At 51.2% G+C, this 21,606-nt stretch carries 15 protein-coding genes; 7 read left to right on the plus strand and 8 right to left on the minus strand.

The genetic code is table 11. From position 1 onward, the window contains the following. Positions 1 to 254: 254 nt before the first annotated feature. Positions 255 to 2,108 (plus strand): methanol/ethanol family PQQ-dependent dehydrogenase, encoded by a 1,854-nt coding sequence (locus tag JWZ98_RS17905; RefSeq protein ID WP_026603486.1) that lies wholly within the window; start codon positions 255 to 257, stop codon positions 2,106 to 2,108. Between the two features lie 93 nt (positions 2,109 to 2,201). Continuing rightward, positions 2,202 to 3,059 carry a quinoprotein dehydrogenase-associated putative ABC transporter substrate-binding protein gene (locus tag JWZ98_RS17910; protein ID WP_205451247.1) on the plus strand — a complete coding sequence of 286 codons (858 nt, stop codon included), beginning with the start codon at positions 2,202 to 2,204 and terminating at the stop codon, positions 3,057 to 3,059. Positions 3,060 to 3,073: 14 nt separating this feature from the next. Here the strand turns inward: JWZ98_RS17910 and malQ are convergent, their stop codons facing one another. The 3 genes from malQ to glgC are packed head-to-tail and all read right to left on the minus strand — an operon-like array spanning position 3,074 to position 7,526. Continuing rightward, complete coding sequence (gene malQ, locus JWZ98_RS17915) at positions 3,074 to 4,546, minus strand: 4-alpha-glucanotransferase (protein ID WP_101054575.1); 1,473 nt, start codon at positions 4,544 to 4,546, stop codon at positions 3,074 to 3,076. An 18-nt stretch (positions 4,547 to 4,564) separates the two neighbouring features. After that, positions 4,565 to 6,256: a glycoside hydrolase family 57 protein gene (locus tag JWZ98_RS17920; protein WP_205451248.1), complete on the minus strand. Its 1,692-nt coding sequence runs from the start codon at positions 6,254 to 6,256 to the stop codon at positions 4,565 to 4,567. After that, positions 6,246 to 7,526: a glucose-1-phosphate adenylyltransferase gene (gene glgC, locus JWZ98_RS17925; RefSeq protein ID WP_033158346.1), complete on the minus strand. Its 1,281-nt coding sequence runs from the start codon at positions 7,524 to 7,526 to the stop codon at positions 6,246 to 6,248. Before glgC ends, JWZ98_RS17920 begins: the two co-directional genes overlap by 11 nt. A gap of 215 nt (positions 7,527 to 7,741) precedes the next feature. On the opposite strand from glgC, the gene glgB reads away from it, so the two are divergent. The 5 genes from glgB to JWZ98_RS17950 all read left to right on the plus strand — a co-directional run bounded on the left by glgB (position 7,742) and on the right by JWZ98_RS17950 (position 17,107). Continuing rightward, positions 7,742 to 9,922 carry a 1,4-alpha-glucan branching protein GlgB gene (gene glgB, locus JWZ98_RS17930; RefSeq protein ID WP_205451249.1) on the plus strand — a complete coding sequence of 727 codons (2,181 nt, stop codon included), beginning with the start codon at positions 7,742 to 7,744 and terminating at the stop codon, positions 9,920 to 9,922. Between the two features lie 10 nt (positions 9,923 to 9,932). Then, positions 9,933 to 11,366 carry a glycogen synthase GlgA gene (gene glgA, locus JWZ98_RS17935; RefSeq protein ID WP_205451250.1) on the plus strand — a complete coding sequence of 478 codons (1,434 nt, stop codon included), beginning with the start codon at positions 9,933 to 9,935 and terminating at the stop codon, positions 11,364 to 11,366. After that, complete coding sequence (locus tag JWZ98_RS17940; RefSeq protein ID WP_205451251.1) at positions 11,356 to 12,147, plus strand: type II and III secretion system protein; 792 nt, start codon at positions 11,356 to 11,358, stop codon at positions 12,145 to 12,147. The genes glgA and JWZ98_RS17940 overlap by 11 nt, the downstream gene beginning before the upstream one ends. A 151-nt stretch (positions 12,148 to 12,298) precedes the next feature. Next, the gene (locus JWZ98_RS17945; RefSeq protein WP_240348088.1) at positions 12,299 to 13,345 is read left to right on the plus strand and encodes an extracellular solute-binding protein; all 1,047 of its coding nucleotides are present in this window, start codon (positions 12,299 to 12,301) and stop codon (positions 13,343 to 13,345) included. Further along, entirely contained in the window at positions 13,346 to 17,107 is a 3,762-nt protein-coding gene (locus JWZ98_RS17950; protein ID WP_205451252.1) for an EAL domain-containing protein, read from the plus strand. Here the strand turns inward: JWZ98_RS17950 and JWZ98_RS17955 are convergent. From JWZ98_RS17955 to JWZ98_RS17975, 5 genes are all read right to left on the minus strand, one after another. Continuing rightward, positions 17,100 to 17,936, minus strand: a complete 837-nt coding sequence (locus JWZ98_RS17955; RefSeq protein ID WP_033158342.1) for a transporter associated domain-containing protein — start codon at positions 17,934 to 17,936, stop codon at positions 17,100 to 17,102. The two genes, JWZ98_RS17950 and JWZ98_RS17955, sit on opposite strands and share 8 nt — an antisense overlap. Further along, a complete protein-coding gene (ybeY, locus tag JWZ98_RS17960; RefSeq protein WP_033158341.1) occupies positions 17,933 to 18,397 on the minus strand; it encodes an rRNA maturation RNase YbeY in 465 nt (154 codons plus the stop codon). The genes JWZ98_RS17955 and ybeY overlap by 4 nt, the downstream gene beginning before the upstream one ends. A 3-nt stretch (positions 18,398 to 18,400) precedes the next feature. Then, positions 18,401 to 19,390, minus strand: a complete 990-nt coding sequence (locus tag JWZ98_RS17965; protein ID WP_033158340.1) for a PhoH family protein — start codon at positions 19,388 to 19,390, stop codon at positions 18,401 to 18,403. Further along, entirely contained in the window at positions 19,390 to 20,745 is a 1,356-nt protein-coding gene (gene miaB / locus JWZ98_RS17970; RefSeq protein ID WP_051670296.1) for a tRNA (N6-isopentenyl adenosine(37)-C2)-methylthiotransferase MiaB, read from the minus strand. The genes JWZ98_RS17965 and miaB overlap by 1 nt, the downstream gene beginning before the upstream one ends. Positions 20,746 to 20,850: 105 nt before the next feature. Then, on the minus strand, positions 20,851 to 21,579 hold the full coding sequence (locus JWZ98_RS17975) for an MBL fold metallo-hydrolase (protein WP_033158339.1): 729 nt from the start codon (positions 21,577 to 21,579) through the stop codon (positions 20,851 to 20,853). Positions 21,580 to 21,606: the final 27 nt, after the last annotated feature.

Below are 21,606 nucleotides of genomic sequence, written 5' to 3' on the forward strand. Positions count from 1 at the left end.
GAATCGCCGAGAAATCCTAAGGCATTATAAGACTTGAGATTATTGTTTCCCCGCCATCCCGGGAGAGTTTTTCCGGTTGACTTTTAGGAAAAAATCCTTCAATTTACGCGCTTGGTGTGGCTCTCCCTCTGCGCTCGGTTATAGCCGAACAAGCCCTAAAGGGCAGTCATCCAAATAGAGCTTTAAAACTAATATTAGTCTTAACAACACAAAACCGTACTCTGTCTCATCAACAGATTACCAGGAGGAAACATATGAAGAAGCCTGTAAAAAACTGGCTGCTTGCTTCGACTGTAGCGACTTTACTTGCTGCACCAACTGTCTCTACCGCTAACAGCGATGTTGAAAAACTGACACAAGACCCAGCCAACTGGGCTACATGGGGCGGAGATTACGCCGGCACACGTTACAGCAAGCTGTCGCAAATCAACGCTCAAAACGTTAAAAACCTGCAACCAGCCTGGTCTTTTTCTACAGGTGTTTTGCGTGGTCATGAAGGCGGCCCTTTGGTTGTTAACGGCGTCATGTTCATCCACACCCCGTTCCCAAACACCGTTTACGCGATCGACCAAAAAACTAAAGCAGTCATCTGGGAATTTACCCCAACCATGGACGCTGACGTCACCATCCCAGTAATGTGCTGCGATACCGTTAACCGCGGTTTGGCTTACGGCGACGGCAAAATCTTCCTGCAACAATCAGACACCGTACTGACTGCACTGGATGCCAAAACCGGTAAGCGCGTATGGAGTGTTCAAAACGGCGACCCAAAATTGGGTATGACCAACACCAACGCACCATTGGTTGTTAAAGACAAAGTCATTACCGGTATTTCCGGCGGTGAGTTTGGTGTTCGCGGCTTTTTGGCTGCTTACAACATCCGTACCGGTCAACTGGAATGGAAAGGCTACAGCATGGGTCCTGATAAAGACACCCTGTTGAAACCAGGTAAATCCACTACTTGGGAAAACGGCAAAGTCACACCTGTTGGCGCTGACTCAGGCACCAGCACCTGGAAAGGCGACCAATGGAAAATCGGCGGCGGCACCACTTGGGGTTGGTATTCTTACGATCCTAAACTGAACTTGGTTTACTACGGCTCAGGCAACCCATCGACCTGGAACCCTGTACAACGTCCAGGCGACAACAAATGGTCTATGTCTTTGTGGGCACGTGACGCCGACACCGGTGAAGTTAAATGGGTTTACCAAATGACTCCACATGACGAGTGGGACTATGACGGTATCAACGAAACCGTTCTGGTTGACCAAGAAGTGAAAGGCAAAATGCATAAAACCATCGTGCATTTCGACCGTAACGGCTTCGGTTACACTCTGGACCGCGAAACCGGTGAACTGTTGGTTGCTGAAAAATTCGACAAATCCGTCAACTGGGCATCTCATGTCGACCTGAAATCAGGCCGTCCTGAAGTTGTGCCTGAGTTTTCTACAGAGCACAACGGTGAAGACGTTAACACTGTAGGCACCTGCCCTGCGGCGTTGGGTTCTAAAAACCAACAACCAGTTTCTTACTCTCCACAAACCGGCCTGTTCTATATTTCAGGCAACCACTTGTGCATGGAGTACGAACCGTTTGAAGTTTCATACACTGCTGGCCAACCTTATGTAGGTGCCACGCTGTCTATGATGCCTGCCGGCGCCGATGTGCTGACAGGTAAAAAAGACGGCACCACCAACTTGGGTCAATTCACTGCGTATGACGCCAAAACCGGCAAAATCGCTTGGTCTAACAAAGAACAATTCTCTGTATGGTCAGGTTCGGTTGCTACAGCTGGCGGCGTCGTATTCTACGGCACCCTGGAAGGCTACCTGAAAGCAGTTGATGCTAAAACCGGTAAAGAATTGTACAAATTCAAAACCCCATCAGGCATCATCGGTAACGTCAATACCTGGGAATTTGAAGGCAAACAATACGTAGGCGTTCTGTCTGGTATTGGTGGCTGGGCTGGTATCGGTATCGCTGCCGGTATCGACGACGGTACATCTGCATCTAGCTCAGAAGGTTTGGGCGCGGTAGGTGCTTACAGAAGCTTGAGCTCTTACACCAAATTGGGTGGTACACTGACTGTGTTCGCTCTGCCTAACTAAGATCTAAGTCATTAGATTTCAGTAAAGCAAGCCTTGGCCGAGTAATCGGCCAAGGCTTTTTTACGTATAGACCCCAGCTAAAAGGAAACTGCGATGAAAATGTTCTCAACCGCCTCAAGATTGTTAATGACGGCGACCTTGGCGGTAGCCACTATTTCCGTGAATGCCCAAGATAAATTCCGGGTTTGCGCCGACCCGTTAAACCCGCCTTATTCCACCAAAGAACAAACCGGCTACGAAAACAAAATCGCCGCCCTATTTGCCGAACAGTTAGGACAGGAACTGGAATACACCTGGCTACCGGAAAGAATCGGCTTCATCCGCAACACACTGAAAGCCGAGAACGATAACGGCGAAGGCTTTAAATGCGATGTAGTGATGGGCGTGCCAGCGGGCTACGATCTTACCGATACCAGCAAACCCTACTTCCACTCGACTTATGTGCTGCTGATTGCCAAAGGCCGTGGCTGGGACGATATTAAAAACAGCACACAACTAGCCAATCTCCCATTGGACAGGCAGGAAAAGCTGAAAATAGCAATGTTCGACCGCGGTCCAGGTACCGAATGGCTGCAAAAAAACGGCTTGCTGGAGCAGGGAATTCCCTACCAAAGCATGACCGGAGACAGCGAACACAACACCGCTATGCAAATCGAAAAAGACTTACGTGCCAAAAAAATAGACATGGTGATACTTTGGGGACCTATGGCTGGATATGTGCAATCGCAAGCCGCAAAAGGCAGTTATATTGCTATACCTATGCAATCTTCACCGGGCTTAAAGTTTGATTTTTCAATAGCCATGGGCATGCGCCAAGGCGACAACAAACGTAAGCAACAACTGAATGATTTGATCGACAAAAACCTGGATAAAATCCAGGCCATCATCGCAAGTTACGACATCGCTGTATTGCCGATCCCGGCAGACACCGGCAAAAAAGACGACGATTGAAACGTTATTAAAGCCTAGCGCCCGAACAATCTCACCAGATGCGCAAAATGTCCGGCTTTATCATCGGTCAATTGCGACCAATCGAACCGCCAGCGCCAATTTCCTTCGGTTGTGCCTGGCGTGTTCATTCTATCGGGTGATCCCAACTTCAGAATATCCTGCATCGGAATCACCGCCAGATTGGCAACCGAGCCTAACGCGGCATGAATCAAGGCGCTGGGCATAGGTAGGCTAGACCAGCCAAGATAATCGTATATACGCTGTTTCTCGCCGTCATTAAGCCCTTCGAACCAGCCCAGCGTGGTATCGTTATCGTGGGTACCGGTGTAAACCACGCTATTTTTCTGGTAATTGCAGGGCAAATAAGGATTGCGACTATCGTCGCCGAAAGCAAACTGCAAAATCTTCATCCCCGGCAAATCGAAATCGTCGCGCAAAGCTTCTACTTCTTCAGTAATAATCCCAAGATCTTCTGCCACCAAGGATAGCGAGGCAAATTGCTCCTGAATAGCCGCCAGCAATTCCGCACCCGGCGCTTTAACCCAACGCCCGTTGATGGCGGTGTGCTCGCTGGCCGGAATCTCCCATGCCGCCTCTAAGCCGCGAAAATGATCGATTCGCAAAATATCGAACATTTCGTACTGGGATTTGATTCTATCCAACCACCATTTAAAACCGGTTTTCTGCAAATATTTCCAGTCATAGTGCGGGTTCCCCCAACGCTGACCGTTCTCAGAAAAATAATCGGGCGGCACGCCGGCCACGACATCCATTTCGCCCAAATCGTTAAGCTTGAAGACCGCCCGGTTCGCCCAAACATCGGCACTGTCGTACGATACAAAGATCGGAATATCGCCAAACATCAGTACGCCATGCTTGGCGGCGTAATCTTTCAACTCGTGCCATTGCCGGAAAAACACATACTGCTCGAATTTGATCGTTTCGATCACAGCCTTCAATAACTGCTTTGATTCATTCAATGCGCCCGGCTCGCGTTGCTTCAGCGCGTCCGGCCATTGATTCCAACTTTTATGTCCAAACACATTACGCAAAGCGATAAACAAGGCAAAGTCATCCAGCCAATCGGCCTTTTCCACGCAAAACTGTTTAAAATCGTGCTGCTGCTCGGCATCAGCCAAGCTTTGAAAACCGTAAAAGGCTTTAGTTACCAAACAACTTTTGGTGTATTCGGCGTTGGTATGGCAATCGCCGCAACGGTCGGTAGTTTGCAGCCAACCCTTATCGGCTAGCCATTGAATGTTAATCAGGGCAGGATTGCCGGCATGTGCCGACAAGCACTGGTAAGGTGAACCGTCGCCATGCGTCATGCCCAGCGGCAAGGTCTGCCAGACGGTAGCACCTATATCGTGCAGAAAATTAACAAAATTGAAGGCTTCCTTACCCAAATCACCACACTCTCCACGGCCCGGGAGCGATGTTATATGTAACAAAACACCTGCGCGGCGTTTATCCAAGAGAGCACCCATGTTGTTTATTCCGTTTTATTATATTTGAATACCGCGTCGCATTGCGCCACCCATCGCCGGGCTACCGCTGCCTTGCGTAAACGACAAAGCCAGATACGGCGGCGGCTCTTCGCCCAGCAAACGATAGAGATTGCTCAAATTAAGCCGATACTGTTTTTCAAAATCGCTGACCGCTTCGCCGGGATTATAATCACCGAACCACCAAAACCAATCCGACCCCTCGCAGACACCCAATTGCAGTTGAGCGGCAGCCAGTTGTTGCTCGGAGAGTTTGCCGTTGGCGACCGCTTTGTCGAAAGCGTTTTTGACATCAGCCAACATCTCCCAGCCGCAGTTCTTATCGGCATCGCCGATCCAGGTCGAAAACGTACCATACACCCAACTACCGGCCACCAATTTCGGCAAGGACCCAGACTGGGGAGCGGCACTATCCAGATAGTCAGAAAAAGTGGTTAATTCGATACGAGGGTGTTCGCTAAGCCGCTTATACAGCGCACTAAGAAAATGATACCCGTTATCCGGAAAATATTCCCAGGCATTTTCGCCATCCATGATTATCGAAACCAGGGGCGTCTGTGGCTCATAATCGGCGATATTTTCCAAGTGCTGAATCAGATCGGCCACCGCATCATCAGCATGCCATTTTGAATATTCAAATCCGATTAAATCCGACAAGCCGTCGTCGCGAAAAAAACAGGCGATCTCCGCAGAACCCAGCTTAAAGGGGCGATGCACAGCAACCGCATCGCCAAGCGCGCTGGCGCGTATGCTGTTATGCAAGACATTACCGCCACTGGCGGCCCATTTGAAACCAAAATCAGCTAACACTTCCAGGGTCCGCTGACTGATACTGCCCTCGGACGGCCAGCACCCTTGCGGTTCGAAACCGAAAAAATGCCGAAAGGTCGCTAAGCCTTTTTGCAAATGCCAACGCACGCGCTCTTCACCACCGGGGTAATGACTAATACCCGGCAAGGTTACGCCAGGCATTGCCTCGCGGGCACTGTCTATCTCGAGCATCAACGGCATGATGGGGTGCGCATAAGGCGTCACCGACAGTTCGATGCGGCCTTTTCTAGCCAAAGCCTTATAGCGGTAGATAACTTTCGACAACAGATCGCGAATAATTTCAACAATCTCGATCCTGTCATGCAGACTAAACCCGCTGCCTTTTTCGATTAAGCGTTTGACGCGGTTATCGTTGAGTTTGACCGTCTCGCCCATCCAGACCAAGTGATACCAGACCAAAATGTCGGAAATAAATTGCGCATTCAGGTAATTGACCGAGTCCTGGTGAGCTTCAATCCAGTCTGCCATATTGGTTAGCTTACGAAAAGCCGGATAGCGTTCGATCTGCCGCTCCCGGTTGGCTTTTCGGCAATCGCGTAACAACTTTAAGCGCTTTTCCGGATCGGCGGAAACCGAAGGTTCGACCAAAGCAGCCAACAGAGGGTCCTTGATGGCAATTCTATCGTGCAAATAGCCGTTGACTTGGTTGGAATAATCTTCGATCTGCTCCAATAGGATAGGAGCAAAATTCACCACCGCTTTAGCCCCCGGCACGGCTTCCAGATGCGCGACCATATCCACATAATCCTTGATCACATGCAGATAGGTCCACGGCAGCTTGAATTCCCCGCTCTGCATGTCGCGGTACTCAGGCTGGTGCATGTGCCAGCAGAGCACCAGCTTAAGCTTTTTATCGGACATAATTCCGTCTTTGTCCCAGCATATCGGATGTCACCAACACCACACCGCCCTCGCTGACGTGAAAACGTTTTTCGTCTTCCGCCCGGTCCTCGCCGATCACGGTACCTTCCGGTATTTGACAACCCTTTTCGATGATGGCTTTGGTAATCCGGCAATGTCTACCGACATTCACTTCGGGCAAAATCACTGAATCCTGCACCGAGCTGTAGGAGTTAACACGCACCATAGAGAACAGTAAGGAGTGGCGCACTGTGGCGCCGGAAATCACGCAACCGCCGGAGACCATGGAGTCGATAGCCTGGCCGCGTCTATCGTCATCGTCAAACACAAATTTAGCCGGTGGCGTTTGCGCTTGATAGGTCCAGATCGGCCAAGTATTGTCGTACAAATTCATATCTGGTTTTACACCGACCAATTCCATATTGGCCGCCCAATAGGCATCAATGGTTCCCACATCGCGCCAGTAGCTTTGCTGGCCGCTTTGCAAATCGAGGAACGGATAGGCGTTGACCCGGTATTTTTCGATCACCGACGGAATGATGTCCTTGCCAAAATCACGGCTGGAGCCTTTGGTGTCGGCATCTTTGATCAGTTGTTCGAACAAGAAACCGGCATTGAAAATATAAATACCCATGGAAGCCAGCGCAGTGTTTTCGCGGCCGGGCATGACGGGTGGATTTTCGGGCTTTTCGACAAACGCCTTCACCCGGCGATTTTCATCCACGTGCATCACACCGAACGCTTTGGCGTCTTCCAGCGAGACTTCGATACAACCTATAGTCAGATCGGCCTTATTGGCAACGTGATCGGCCAGCATCACCGAATAGTCCATCTTGTAAATGTGATCGCCGGCCAATACCAATACAAACTCAGGATTACGGGCCCGCAGGATGTCGATGTTTTGGTAAATCGCGTCAGCGGTGCCTTGGTACCAGGAATGTTCGTCATGCCGTTGTTGCGCGGGCATCAAGTCGACATATTCACCAAACTCGCCGCGCAAAAAACCCCAACCCTGCTGGATGTGGCGAATTAGCGAATCCGCTTTATACTGGGTAAGGATACCGATCTTGCGAATGTCGGAGTTGATACAGTTGGATAGAGGAAAGTCGATGATACGGAATTTACCGCCAAACGGCACCGCCGGCTTGGCCCGCCAGTCGGTCATATCCTTCAGCCGCGATCCGCGTCCGCCAGCCAGAATTAACGCAATGGTGTTGCGGGTTAAATCATTGACCCGTCTCTCCGTTTGATGTGTATCGACGACTGACATGTGTATCCTCTTTCAATTAAATAAGCTTTACCGCCCAAAACCGGCTGCAACCGACATTTCACAGATTTCTCTACCTGCCACTTGCCGCGTAGAGCCATTATCGTTACTCTTCACGGAAAAGTAAAAACTCAAGCGATTTGATGCTGAAAAGTCGGTCATTACCAAAATTGCTATTCCTGCCAACCGATAACTAACTATAACTGAGGCATTGCAAAATGAACAAGCCAAGCAAAACCAACACGCTTGATTCAGAACTAATCAAACTCACCGAAGCAAAGCATCACGATCCTTTCGCCCTGCTAGGCCGTCATGGTCAAGGCCGCGATAATGTCATCAGAGTGTATTTGCCCTATGCGGAAACCGTAAGAATCAGCAGTCCCAAAGGCCCAGAATTCTCTCGCATTCCCGACACCGATTTTTTCGAATACCATCCGGGCAACGAAGCCATCCCCGAGCATTACCCATTATTTTGGACGGACAAGGACGGCTACGACCATCAACACTACGACCCATATTGCTTCGGCCCGGTGCTGCCGGAGTTCGACCAACATTTGTTTGCCGAGGGTCGGCATTGGCATATTTACAAAAAGCTTGGTTCGCACCTGCACAGCGTGGCCGATATTCCCGGCGTACATTTTGCGGTTTGGGCGCCGAACGCACAGCGGGTCAGCGTGATCGGCGATTTCAATCGCTGGGACGGCCGCTGCCATCCGATGCGCAGCTTGGGTAGTAGCGGTATCTGGGAAATTTTCATTCCCGGCCTGTCTGCCGGCTGCTTGTACAAGTTTGAAATTCTGAATCGCCATACCGGCCAACTGCTAGTCAAAACCGACCCTTACGGCCAGCAATTCGAATTCCGTCCGCAAACCGCCGCGATAGTCACAGTAGAAGACAGCTATACCTGGCAAGACGGTAGCTGGATGGACCACCGTCCGCAGCACGACTGGCTGCATCAGCCAATGTCGATTTACGAGGTACACCTGGGCTCCTGGCGACGCGACCATCGCGGCAATTTCCTGAATTATCGCGAGCTTGCCGAGCAATTGGTGGACTACGTGAAGGAGCTGGGGTTTACTCATATCGAGTTATTGCCGGTTACCGAACATCCACTGGACATTTCCTGGGGTTATCAAACCACCGGTTATTTTGCGCCGACCAGCCGCCACGGCACGCCGGACGATTTCCGTTATTTTGTCGACCATTGTCATCAAAACGGCATCGGCGTGATTTTGGATTGGGTGCCCGCCCACTTTCCAAAAGACAACTTCGCTCTGGGCCGCTTCGACGGCACGCCGCTTTACGAACACGAAGACCCGCGTAAGGGTGAGCACCGCGACTGGGGCACCTTGATTTACAACTACAGCCGCAACGAAGTGAAAAACTTCCTGCTGTCCAGCGCCTTCTTCTGGCTGGAGGAATTCCACCTCGACGGCCTGCGGGTCGATGCTGTGGCGTCGATGCTGTATCTGGACTACTCGCGAGACGCCAACGACTGGATCCCGAACATGTACGGCGGTAACGAAAACCTGGAAGCCATCGACTTCCTGCGTCAGATGAATACCGTCACCCACGAGCAGCATCCCGGCACGGTGATCATGGCCGAGGAATCTACTTCCTGGCCGCAAGTCACTCGCCCCACCTGGACCGGTGGCTTGGGCTTCTCGATGAAGTGGAACATGGGCTGGATGCACGACATTCTGCATTACATGCAGGAACAACCGATCCACCGCTCATACCATCATGATTCGCTGACTTTCGGCCTGCTTTACGCATTCACAGAAAACTTTGTGCTGCCGTTCTCGCACGACGAAGTGGTACACGGCAAAGGCTCGATGTTGAATAAGATGCCGGGCGATGAATGGCAACGCTTTGCCAATTTGCGCCTGCTGTACACGATGATGTTTACTTATCCGGGCAAAAAATTGTTGTTCATGGGCTGCGAATTCGGTCAAGGCACCGAGTGGAGCTGTAACCGCACGTTGGATTGGTATGTTTTAGATTACCCGCATCACAAAGGCTTGCAAACCCTGGTGAAAGACTTGAATAAACTCTATTCCAGCCATACCGCCCTGCACCGTTACGACTTTGATCATCACGGGTTCGAATGGATCGATTGCCATGACTATCAACAATCCATCATTAGTTATCGCCGCAAATCGGCGCATGAAGATTTGATCGTGATCCTGAACTTTACCCCGGTGCCGCGCGAAAGTTACCGAATCGGCGTACCCAATCCCGGCACCTATTACGAGATTTTCAATTCCGATTCTCAATATTACGACGGCAGCAACCTTGGCAACGGCTCCGTGTTGTCAGAACCGCAACCCTGGATGAACCAAGACCACTCCATTTCCGTCACCTTGCCGCCCCTGGCCGGTATTATTTTGAAAATGTAGTTTTATCAACATGAAAAAAATTCTGTTCGCGAGCAGCGAAACCCACCCCTTGATCAAGACCGGCGGCCTGGCGGATGTCGCCGGCAGCCTGCCTCTGGCCCTGGCCGCGTTGGGCCAGGACGTGCGCATCATCATGCCCAATTACCAGGGCATCAAGAACTGCGAACCCGGCCGTTACCTATGCACGGTGCGAGTCAACAATTGCGACGTTAACCTACTGGAAACCCGCTTGCCGGACAGTGATGTCATCGTCTGGCTGGTGGATTATCCGCCGTTCTTTAATTTTCCGGGTAACCCATACCTTGATGAAGCCGGACGCCCCTGGCCGAACATTGGTGAGCGCTTTGCGCTGTTTTGCCGCATCATCGTCGAAGTGGCCACCAACCGGGCTTATTTAGACTGGCACGCCGACATTGTGCATTGCAACGATTGGCAAACCGGCTTGGTACCTGCACTGCTGTCATTGGAACCCAACCCGCCGGCGACGATTTTTACCATTCACAACATGGCCTACCAAGGACTGTTTCCCGGCAGCACCTACGCCCAGTTAAATCTGCCGGGGCAATTACTCCACCCGGACGGTCTGGAATTCCACGGCATGCTGTCCTTTATCAAGGGCGGGTTGAGCTATTCCGACCGTATTACCACGGTGAGCCCCACTTATGCCCAGGAAATCCAGACCCCTGAATTCGGTTACGGCTTGGAAGGCTTGTTGGCGCATAAACAAAGCCAGTTACGCGGCATTCTGAACGGCATTGATGTGTCGGTCTGGAATCCGGCGAACGACGCCTATATCGCGAAGCCTTTCAACGTCGACACGCTAAAAGACAAGCAAATCAATAAAGCAGCACTCCAACAACAACTGGGCTTGCCGGTGGAATCGGAAACTCCTTTGTTTGGTTTGATTGGCCGCTTGGTCGAGCAAAAAGGTATCGATCTGGTGCTGAGCTGTTTGCAAGAGATGACCACCCTACCCTTGCAATTTGCCTTACTGGGCAGCGGCGATAAAAGCATCGAATACCGCCTGCAGGAATTTGCCCGCTTATATCCGGAAAAAGTATCCATCACCATAGGCTACGACGAACGCTTGGCGCATCAAATCGAAGCCGGCGCCGACATCTTCCTGATGCCTTCGCGCTTCGAACCTTGCGGCTTAAACCAAATGTATAGCCAATGCTATGGCACGATACCTATCGTCAGAAAGACCGGCGGCTTGGCAGATACGGTAGTCGACGCACTGCCGGAAAGTATTGCCAACGGCACCGCCAGCGGCATCTCTTTTAACGATGCGTCGGCGGCCGCGCTGATAGAAGCCATCAAACGCAGCCTGGTGTTATTCCACAACCGACCGGTCTGGAAGAAAATTCAACGTAACGCGATGCTCAAGGATTTCTCCTGGCAAAACAGTGCGAATCAATATCTCGCGCTTTACAATGAGATCTAAAACCTGCTTGGCCGGCTTGATGTTGATAGCCGGCCTCGCGCTTGCCGACGAATCGGTGATAGAAGTCATCCCCCTGATGAACCGTCCGGCCTCCGACGTACGCACTTTACTGGCACCGCTGCTGGATGCCGATGATCGCGTCATCGAGAACGGCGCCAGTCTGATCGTTAAAACCAATCCCGCCAAACTCGGCGAAATCCGGGCCGTCATTCAAAAACTCGACGCCCGGCTCAGCAATTTAGTCATCAGCGTCTTGCAAACCAGTAGCAAAACCGCAGCCGAATTGAACGCAGAAGCGGCCATTGCCGCAACGCCGAATAGGATTCAGATGCGCGGCATGATGGGCAACAGCGAAGACTTGCGAAACCGGCAACAACACCAACAATTACGCACCCTGGAAGGCCAGGCGGCCCATATCAAAACCGGACAGGTCCGGCCGGTGCAAAATTACAGCGTATACGACTCGGGTTATGGTTACGGCTCCGCGGTAAGCAGCAATACCCAGATGATTGAAGCCAGTACCGGCTTCGCTGTTACGCCGCGCTTGGCCGGCAACCAGGTCACTCTCGATATAGAACCGTGGTCGGATAGCTTTCAGCGCAACGGCCACATCGAAACCCAATCCGCTCACACCACTTTACGCGCCAATCTCGGCGAATGGGTGGAAATTGCCGGCAACACCGACACTGAACAATCCGACAATCACGGCTTCAACAGTTTCAACCACAGCACCCGGCAAAATGCTTTACGCATTCTGATCAAAGTCGATCAAGCCGATTAATCCGGACCCACCCTAAACGACAATCCGACCAGATAGCCTCATGGCATTATTTTCGGAATCTGTGCGCGGAAACATAATATCAATATCGACATTGGCGGAAAGCGCATACTTATTGGTTATGATGGCCCGACAAATTCATGCCGATAGCCTTATGAGCATTACTGCCAAATGTTCCGCCACCGTTCTGACATATTTTCTTACGATTATATGTCTGGCAACATCCGGATGGGTATCCGCCCAGGAAACACTGCGGGTGCTTAGTTGGGACGGTTACGCCGATAGTGGAGTGGTTTCGGCATTCCAGCAGCGGTTCGACGTCGCGATAGAGTTAACCCTGGTAACGTCCGACGACGACCTTTGGCAGAAAATCAATGGTGGCAACTATGACGTATTTGCTGTCAATACTGCGGAATTGCAGCGTTATATCGATCAAGGCCTGAGCAGGCCGATCAGCATGACAAATATTCCCAACCATGCCCGGCAGTTGCCGCGTTTCCAAAACTTGCAAGCCATCCCCGGCCTGGTTCGCGGGAACGACACGTATGCTGTCCCTTACACCTACTCGGAAATGGGGCTGATCTATAACCGCAAACTCATTAACACTCCCCCCCAATCCATGTCGGCTATGTGGGACCCAGCCTATCGGGGCCGAGTATTGGCTTTTAACGCCAGTAATCACAATTTCTCCATAGTCGGCTTATTAAGGGGCGTATCCAATCCCTTCCGGATGACAGATCCCGAGCTAAAACAGGCTGCTCACGAATTGGCCAAGTTACGCCGTAATGTGCTGACCTTTTACGCGACCGCCGAAGAAGCGACCAGGCTGTTTGTCAAATATGATATAGCCTTGATTTTCGGTAATTACGGCACCCAGCAACTGAAAGCTCTGCGCGAAGCAGGTGCAGACATTGGTTATGTGATTCCCCGCGAAGGTGCGCTGGCCTGGCTGGATTGCTGGGCCATCACCCAAAATAGCCGGAACCCCGAGTTAGCAGAAAAATGGATCAATTACACCTTGGAAAAAGCAGTCAGCGAAACGCTAACCCAGCAACACGGCTTGGCAAACACCATTACAGCGCCGGAGAACGACAGCACCCAAAACCAACCCATCATTTGGCTGGAACCGATACTCAATCCGCTAGCGCGCAAAACGCTATGGGATAGAATCATTTCCGGCGAAGCGCCCGAGGCATTCTGAGTGCGCTCCAGCATAGGCATAAAATTGGGTTTCTGGCTGGCACTGCTAGGCACGTTATCGACAGGCCTGACCGGTTATTATGTTTACGACCGCAGCCGAGCCATGCTGGTGGGAACCGCCAAGGATAAGCTGCTCAACGACACCCAAGCCGTGGGAAACCGATTTGCCGATGCGTTGGCAGCTACCGCCAGCAACGTCAAGTTTCTAAGCAATTTGCCGGTCAGCGCCGACATGGTCTCGGCAACACCTGACGCAAAGTTGGGCATACGTAAAAATCAATTGGCGGAGATTTTTGTCAGCTTGCTAAATGCCCATCCCGAATACAGTCAAATCCGTTTGATCGACACGCAGCATTACGGCAAGGAATTAGTCAGAGTCGATAGAGATCAAGACAACCTCAAAGTGATTGCCGACGCGCAGTTACAAGAGAAAAACCATTTTCCTTACGTATTCGAAACCGTGCCGCTGGCTGCGGAGCAATATTACGTTTCGGAAATCAATTTAAATCAGGAATTAGGCACGCACCTGGGATTCGGCAAACCCACACTGCGGATAGCGATGCCGATCAAGTCGGCCAACGCCACCATCGCAGTGATCGTCATCAATGTCGATTTACAAGGGCTATTCGAGCAAGTACGCGGCAATATTCCCGACGATATTGAATTGCTGCTCAGCAACGACAGAGGGGACTATTTAATTCACCCCGACGCGGCAAAAACCTTTGGATTTGAGAGCGGCCGCAGTTTCCTGATTCAGGAAGACATCCCGAACGTAAAAGCGATTCTGGCTGGCAAACAAGCGCATTCGGTATTCGCGACCAGCGATACGCAAAGTTTGGCCGCTTCTTCACTCGCCGCTTTCGTAAAACTGCCGTTGGGCTCGGAAAGCAGCGGACGCTTCGCCATGCTGGGTTTATATACGCCGCTGAAAAACGTTTTGCAGGAAAGTAAAGCTCTGGGAGTGAGCGTTATCGAAATAACCTTGTTGTTCAGCCTGCTGGCAAGTGCAATTTCGCTAATGTTGGCGCGCGTCCTGGCAAAACCGCTCAATTCGATGACCACCGCCATCGGTCAATTCAAGCTGGGCACGCCGCTGACCGGGTTACCGACACATCGTAACGACGAAATCGGCTATCTGGCGAATAGTTTCATGTCGATGACCGAACAATTAAACTCGCAAATAGCCGAGTTACATGCCTCCGAAGCTAAGTTGCATGCCATTCTCGACAACGCCCCCGTCGGCATTTGGTTGGCCGACCTTGATACGCGCTTTTTGTTTGTGAACCATACTTTTTGCGATGCCCTTGGCCTGCCGGAAACCCGTTTAATTGCCAACGAACCATTGGCCGAGTTGTTCGGCGCGGAGATCGCAGCCCGTTTTTTAAGTGCCGATCAAGCGTGTTTAGCGCAAGCAAATCAAGCACATCAGTCCCTCGAGCAAATAAAATTTGCCGATGGCAAACGGCACACCATACAAATAACCCGCACGCCATTGCAAGACATCAACAAAGAAACGGTCGGTATCATCGGCATAGCCATGGATATTACTGACCGCCAACAAGCGGCCAATCGTGAGCGCGCCCATAACCATGTGCTGGAATTAGTATCCAAAGGCGCGGCACTGCCGGAGATCCTGCAAGCGGTGGTATTGGGTGTAGAGGCCCAAAATCCTGACTTAATTTGTTCGATATTGCTATTAAATAACGAAGGTAATCGCTTGTTCATAGGCTCTGCACCGCATCTACCCGACTTCTACAATTCTGCTGTAGACGGCCTTTACGTAGGCCCCGGTGTCGGCTCATGCGGTACGGCTGCGTATTTCGGCCAGCGAGTGATTGTCGAAGATATTCAAAACCATACTTATTGGGCGCCGTTTACCGAGCTTGCGGCTAGGGCTGGTTTAGGGTCGTGCTGGTCTGAGCCGATACGTGGCGCGTCCGGCCAATTGTTGGGTACTTTTGGTATTTACCAGCGCCATCCCGCAGAGCCAGGAGCAGACGATATTCAGATGATTGAACAGGCCTCGCATTTGGCCGGCATTGCAATCGACCGCAGCCGCAGCAATGAAGAACTGCAATTGGCGTCCTTAGTCTATCAGAACAGCAGCGAAGCGATGGCCGTGACCGACGCACAAGGCATGATTATCAATGTCAATCCGGCTTTCACCGCTTTGACCGGCTACACATTGGACGAAGTCATCGGTAAAAACCATAACATTCTGAACTCGGCGCGGCAGGGCGAACAGTTTTATCAAGCCATGTGGCAAGCCATCAACAGTAGCGGTCACTGGAAAGGCGAAATTTGGAATCGTCGGAAGAACGGCGAGATATTTGCTGAGCAACTGACCATCAATACCATATTTAGCGCGGATGGCCTGCCGCAGCGGCGAGTTGCGTTATTTTCCGACATCACCCAAAAGAAGCAGTCCGAAGAACTGATCTGGACCCAAGCCAATTTCGATCCGCTCACCGGCCTGCCCAACCGCCGCATGTTTCATGACAGGCTGGATCAAGAAATCAAAAAGGCACATCGCAGCGGCTTGCAGGTCGCTTTGATATTGCTTGATCTGGACCGTTTCAAGGAAGTTAACGATACGCTGGGTCACGATATGGGCGATTTATTGTTAAAAGATGCCTCACAACGGCTGCTGCATTGCGTACGCGATTCCGATACTGTCGCCCGATTGGGCGGCGACGAATTCACAGTCATCCTCGGCGAACTTGATGATGCTGAGGATGCCGAACGGGTGGTCAAAAACATCCTGCAAAGACTCGCCGAACCTTTTCAGCTGAAAAGCAAAGTGGCCTACATCTCGGCCAGTATCGGCATCACCCTGTACCCGAAGGACGCCGAGAGAATCGATACCTTAATAAAAAACGCCGATCAGGCAATGTACGCAGCGAAACACCAGGGCCGTAATCGCTATTGTTATTTCACTCCGTCAATGCAGGAAGCCGCTCTAGCGCGCATGCTGATTGCCGACGATTTGCGCCATGCTTTGGAGGCCAACCAATTTGAAGTATATTACCAGCCGGTCGTGGATCTGGGATCCGGCGCCATCCATAAAGCCGAAGCGCTGATCCGCTGGCAACACCCGACACGGGGCATGGTCAGCCCCAGCGAATTTGTGCATATTGCCGAAGATATAGGCCTGATTGCCGAAATCGGTACTTGGGTATTTAAACAAGCGGCAGGACAGGTCAAACAATGGCGTGCCCGATACCATCCGGACTTTCAGATCAGCGTCAACAAGTCGCCGATGCAGTTTTACGACGACCAGTCCCACGGCACTTGGCTGGAATACTTGCAAACACTTGAGCTGCCGGGACAAAGCATCGTCGCGGAAATTACCGAGGGCTTGCTGCTGGACGCCAGTAATGTGGTGAAAGATCAATTACTGGCTTTTCGAGACGCAGGGATACAAGTATCGCTGGACGATTTCGGCACCGGCTATTCGTCGCTGGCTTATCTGAAGAAATTCGATATCGATTATCTGAAAATCGATCAGTCTTTCGTCGGCAATTTGTCGCCGAATTCCAGCGACAAAATTCTCTGCGAAGCGATTATCGTCATGGCGCACAAGCTGGGGATGAAAGTCATCGCGGAAGGCATAGAAACCGAACAACAACGCCAGCTACTGCTGGAAGCGGAGTGCGACTATGGGCAGGGCTATTTATTCTCCAAAGCCCTGCCGGCCGATGCGTTCGAGGAACTACTAATGCTTAATGCCTCAGGCACCAGCGCGCAGAACACAGTTATTTGATCTTCAATTTCAGTAAATGCACTCGCCGATTGTCGGCCCGCAATACCTCGAAACAGAAATCGTCCAGCTCCACCTTCTCGCCTTTCTTCGGAAAATGTTCTAGACGCTGCACGATTAAACCGCCTAGCGTGTCGTATTCGTCGTCTTCCAATGCGGCGGAAAAATAATCGTTGAATTCTTCGATGGGTGTCAGCGCGCTGACGATAAATTCTTTCTCGCTACGCTGAGAAATAAATTCTTGTACTTCGTCGTCATCGTGTTCGTCTTCAATCTTGCCGACGATTTGCTCCAGGACGTCTTCAATCGTCACCAAGCCGGCGGCATTGCCGTATTCGTCGACGACGATGGCCATGTGGTTGCGCTCGGTGCGAAATTCTTTTAGTAACACATTTAAACGTTTGCTTTCCGGCACCACGTTGACCGGGCGCATGACATCCTCGACTTTCAGGGTTTTATCCTTTAAAGCATGAGCCAGTAAATCCTTGGCCAGCAAAACACCAACCACCTTGCTGCGATCTTCTTCGATGACGGGAAAACGGGAATGAGCAAATTCGACCACTAAAGGAAAGATGGTTTCCAGTTCCGCTTCCCTAGGAACGACGACCATTTGTGAACGCGGAATCATGATGTCTCTGACCCGCATCTCCGCCACGTGCATCACGCCTTCCATCATGGCCAGTGCGTCGGAGTCTAACAGATGTTTTTCTTGCGATTCTCTCAATATTTCCAGCAAGTCTTCCTGATCTTGCGGCTCCCCACTCAGAAAATGACCGATGCGCTCGATCAAACTCTTATGGGGTTGACTACTCGGGGGGTTACCATCGCTCATTGCTTTCCATCCTCCATATAAGGGTTTGCTATACCTAATTTGCTCAAAATCTCAATCTCTAATGCTTCCATTTGTTCGGCATCCTGATCCTCTATGTGGTCATACCCTAGCAAATGCAATACGCCGTGTATAGTGATATGCGCCCAATGGTGCTCGGGCAATTTATTTTGCTGCGCAGCTTCCAGCCCTATCAGCGGTGCACAAATCACCAAATCGCCCAGCAAGTCCATGTCCATGCCCGCCGGGGCTTCAAAGGGAAAGCTCAGGATGTTAGTCGGTCCGTTTTTATGCCGATACTGCTGATTCAGCTCTGCGCTTTCCACATCGTCGACCAAACGAATCACCAACTCGCAGTCCGCATCATCCTCAAAGCTTGCTAGCCCGGCGTCCACCCATTGCTGAAACTGCTCGAGTTCGGGATGAGGTGCCGAAGTAGCAATTTGCATGTCGATATAATTCATAGACTACGCCGACGGCATGTGCTCTTTTTCGTAATGCTCGTAGGCGGCGACGATGCGCTGCACCAACGGATGCCGAACCACGTCGCGCACGCCGAAAAAGGTAAAACTGATACCGTCCACATCCTTCAACACTTTCAACACATGTTTCAGACCGGACATTTTTTCGTTGGGCAAATCGATTTGCGTAACATCGCCGGTAATGACGGCAGTGGAACCGAAACCGATCCGGGTCAAAAACATCTTGATTTGTTCCACCGTCGTGTTTTGCGCCTCATCCAGAATAATAAACGAGTCGTTCAAGGTTCTACCGCGCATGAAGGCTAAGGGCGCCACTTCGATGACATTTTTTTCCAGCAATTTTTCGACGCGCTCGAAACCCAACATGTCGTATAGCGCATCGTACAAGGGCCGCAAATAGGGGTCGACTTTCTGCGCCATATCGCCTGGGAGGAAACCTAACTTCTCGCCCGCTTCCACCGCCGGCCGTACCAAAATAATCCGCCGCACGGTCTCATTTTGCAACGCATCAACCGCACACGCGACCGCCAGATAGGTTTTACCGGTACCCGCGGGACCGACACCGAAATTAATGTCATGCGAAATGATCTTGCGCAAATAGTCCTGCTGATTAAAACCGCGACCCTTGATTACACCGCGCTTGGTTTTAATCGCCACCGGCTCCGATTTCACGCTCGGCGCAGCCTGTAGTAACTGGTCGATACTGGCATCCTGCAAACTCAAATGCACTTGCTCCGGAGTGATTTCTTCCCGCTCGGTCAATTCGAACAATTTCTGAATCACCGCACAAGCCGCTTTGACCGCAGCATCGACACCCGTGACCTTGAAATGATTGCTGCGATTGGCGATCTCCACCTGTAAGCGTTGCTCGATTTGGCGGATATGCGCATCCAACTGTCCGCAAAAATTGGACAGGCGTTGCGCATCGGCGGGTAACAGGGTAATTTCTTGCGAAAAAAGGCTGGCGTTCAACACTAGGCGGTCTGCTGGATTTTTTCGATGGACGATTCCACCAGGCGACCCCGTAACGAATTGGGCAAGGCTTCGGCAATATACACGTCGACGAACTGCCCGATCAAGCGCGGATGCCCGGCAAAATTGACGGCGCGGTTATTTTCGGTCCGCCCGGTTAGATGCAACGGGTTTTTCTTGGAGATGCCCTCCACCAACACACTTTGCACGCTACCGATCATCGACTCCGAAATAGCCATGAACATTTCGTTCAGGCGGTCTTTCAAGCGTTTCAAGCGTTGCTCCTTAACAGCCATGCTGACATCGTCGGCAAAGTTGGCCGCCGGCGTGCCCGGTCTGGCACTGAAGATAAAACTGTAAGACAGGTCGTAACCGACTTCCTCGATCAAGGCCATGGTATCTTCAAAATCTTCTTCGGTTTCACCGGGAAAGCCGACGATAAAATCCGACGACAAACTGATGCCTGGCCGCACCGCTTTCATCTTGCGCATGATTTCCAGATAATCTTCGCGCCTATGACCACGCTTCATTTCCGCCAAAATGCGGTTGCTGCCGCTCTGCACGGGCAAATGCAAGTGATTGACCAGCTGCGGAATCTCGGCAAACGCTTCGATAATATCGTCAGTGAATTCTAAAGGATGCGATGTAGTGAAACGAATACGGTCTATACCATCGACAGCGGCAACGCAATGCAACAACAGCGCAAAACTAGCCACATCGCCGTCTTCCATCGCGCCGCGATAAGCATTAACGTTTTGGCCGAGCAGATTGATCTCGCGCACACCTTGTCTAGCCAGCGTTTCGATTTCAGCAATCACATCGTTCAGCGGCCGGCTGACTTCTTCACCGCGAGTGTACGGCACGACACAATAGGTACAGTACTTACTGCACCCTTCCATCACCGATACATAGGCCTTGGGGCCTTCCGCACGCGGTTCCGGTAAATTATCGAATTTTTCGATTTCGGGAAAAGAAATGTCGACTACATGCTTACCGCCACTACGTGCTTGGTTTAACAACTCAGGCAAGCGGTGCAGGGTTTGCGGACCAAACACAATGTCTACATACGGCGCGCGCTTTTGCAGGGCCGCACCTTCCTGGCTGGCTACGCAGCCACCAACACCAATAATCACACCGGGACGTTTATCTTTGATTTTTTTCCAGCGCCCCACGGCGGAAAATACCTTTTCCTGAGCTTTTTCGCGGATCGAACAAGTGTTTAGCAGCAGCACATCGGCTTGTTCCGGAATGTCGGTCAATTCCATGCCGTGCGATGCGATCAATACGTCCCGCATCTTATCGGAATCGTATTCGTTCATTTGACAGCCGTTAGTCTGTATATAAAGTTTTTGCGCCATGCTTGATGAGATACCTCAACTACTCTCACTAACAAAAAACCCCCGTCTCGCGACGGGGGCTCGTAATGGCCGGATTATAAACCCAATTTTCGGCAAATGCTTGTTTTATACGGCAATCCCGACTTGTAGGGCCTCGAACCAATCTAAGAAACGCTTCACATCATCGCCTTTGAACATCCGACCATGTTGCGGGGCCAGTATGTCGATATCCAACTTCCTGACCCGATCAATCCAGGCGCGCTTAGCTTGATTAGAGGGCATCCAACGCTGATGGAAAAAACGCATTTTATCGACGTGCATATCGAAGTTGTCCACAAATACTGGCGTTCCAGGCGGTTCCAAGGCTGCACCGACATCGCCGGACATCAGGATTTTGGCGTGTGGATCATAAATATGGAAATTAGCGGAGGCATGCAAATAGTGAGCGGGAACAATCTGCAATTCGGTAGTACCGAGATTGATGACTCCGCCATGGTCGGGAATCGGGACATATTCGATAGTTTCGCAGCCGAAGTGCCTTAAAAAACCTTCCCATAATGCTGAGGCATGCAGCTTGGCATTGGGCAGCGCTTGATCCCATAAACCCAAAGATGAAATGATGTCCGGATCTTGATGCGAGGCGAACAAATCAGTAATTTCCTCGACCGGCGCATGGTGTAATACCGCCGCCAGCATTGGCGCAAACAGCTCTATGCCGCCGGGATCGATCAAAAGGCAGCGATTGGCCGTCCTTACCATATATTGGTTGGTATCAATGATTTTCTCGGGCTTATGTGCATCGCGGCCAAACATTATCCATTGATAGGCGCCCTCATAAATTTTGGTCATTCTCATGCTAACTTTACCTCTTGGCCATACTGG

Source organism: Methylomonas sp. EFPC1 (assembly GCF_016925515.1).
GTDB lineage: Bacteria > Pseudomonadota > Gammaproteobacteria > Methylococcales > Methylomonadaceae > Methylomonas > Methylomonas defluvii.

Coding starts and splice junctions, on each gene's coding strand:
- JWZ98_RS17905 (WP_026603486.1), top strand. CDS start 255: ATGAAGAAGCCTGTAAAAAACTGGCTGCTTGCTTCGACTGTAGCGACT.
- JWZ98_RS17910 (WP_205451247.1), top strand. CDS start 2,202: ATGAAAATGTTCTCAACCGCCTCAAGATTGTTAATGACGGCGACCTTG.
- malQ (WP_101054575.1), bottom strand. CDS start 4,546: ATGGGTGCTCTCTTGGATAAACGCCGCGCAGGTGTTTTGTTACATATA.
- JWZ98_RS17920 (WP_205451248.1), bottom strand. CDS start 6,256: ATGTCCGATAAAAAGCTTAAGCTGGTGCTCTGCTGGCACATGCACCAG.
- glgC (WP_033158346.1), bottom strand. CDS start 7,526: ATGTCAGTCGTCGATACACATCAAACGGAGAGACGGGTCAATGATTTA.
- glgB (WP_205451249.1), top strand. CDS start 7,742: ATGAACAAGCCAAGCAAAACCAACACGCTTGATTCAGAACTAATCAAA.
- glgA (WP_205451250.1), top strand. CDS start 9,933: ATGAAAAAAATTCTGTTCGCGAGCAGCGAAACCCACCCCTTGATCAAG.
- JWZ98_RS17940 (WP_205451251.1), top strand. CDS start 11,356: ATGAGATCTAAAACCTGCTTGGCCGGCTTGATGTTGATAGCCGGCCTC.
- JWZ98_RS17945 (WP_240348088.1), top strand. CDS start 12,299: ATGAGCATTACTGCCAAATGTTCCGCCACCGTTCTGACATATTTTCTT.
- JWZ98_RS17955 (WP_033158342.1), bottom strand. CDS start 17,936: ATGAGCGATGGTAACCCCCCGAGTAGTCAACCCCATAAGAGTTTGATC.
- ybeY (WP_033158341.1), bottom strand. CDS start 18,397: ATGAATTATATCGACATGCAAATTGCTACTTCGGCACCTCATCCCGAA.
- miaB (WP_051670296.1), bottom strand. CDS start 20,745: ATGGCGCAAAAACTTTATATACAGACTAACGGCTGTCAAATGAACGAA.
- JWZ98_RS17975 (WP_033158339.1), bottom strand. CDS start 21,579: ATGAGAATGACCAAAATTTATGAGGGCGCCTATCAATGGATAATGTTT.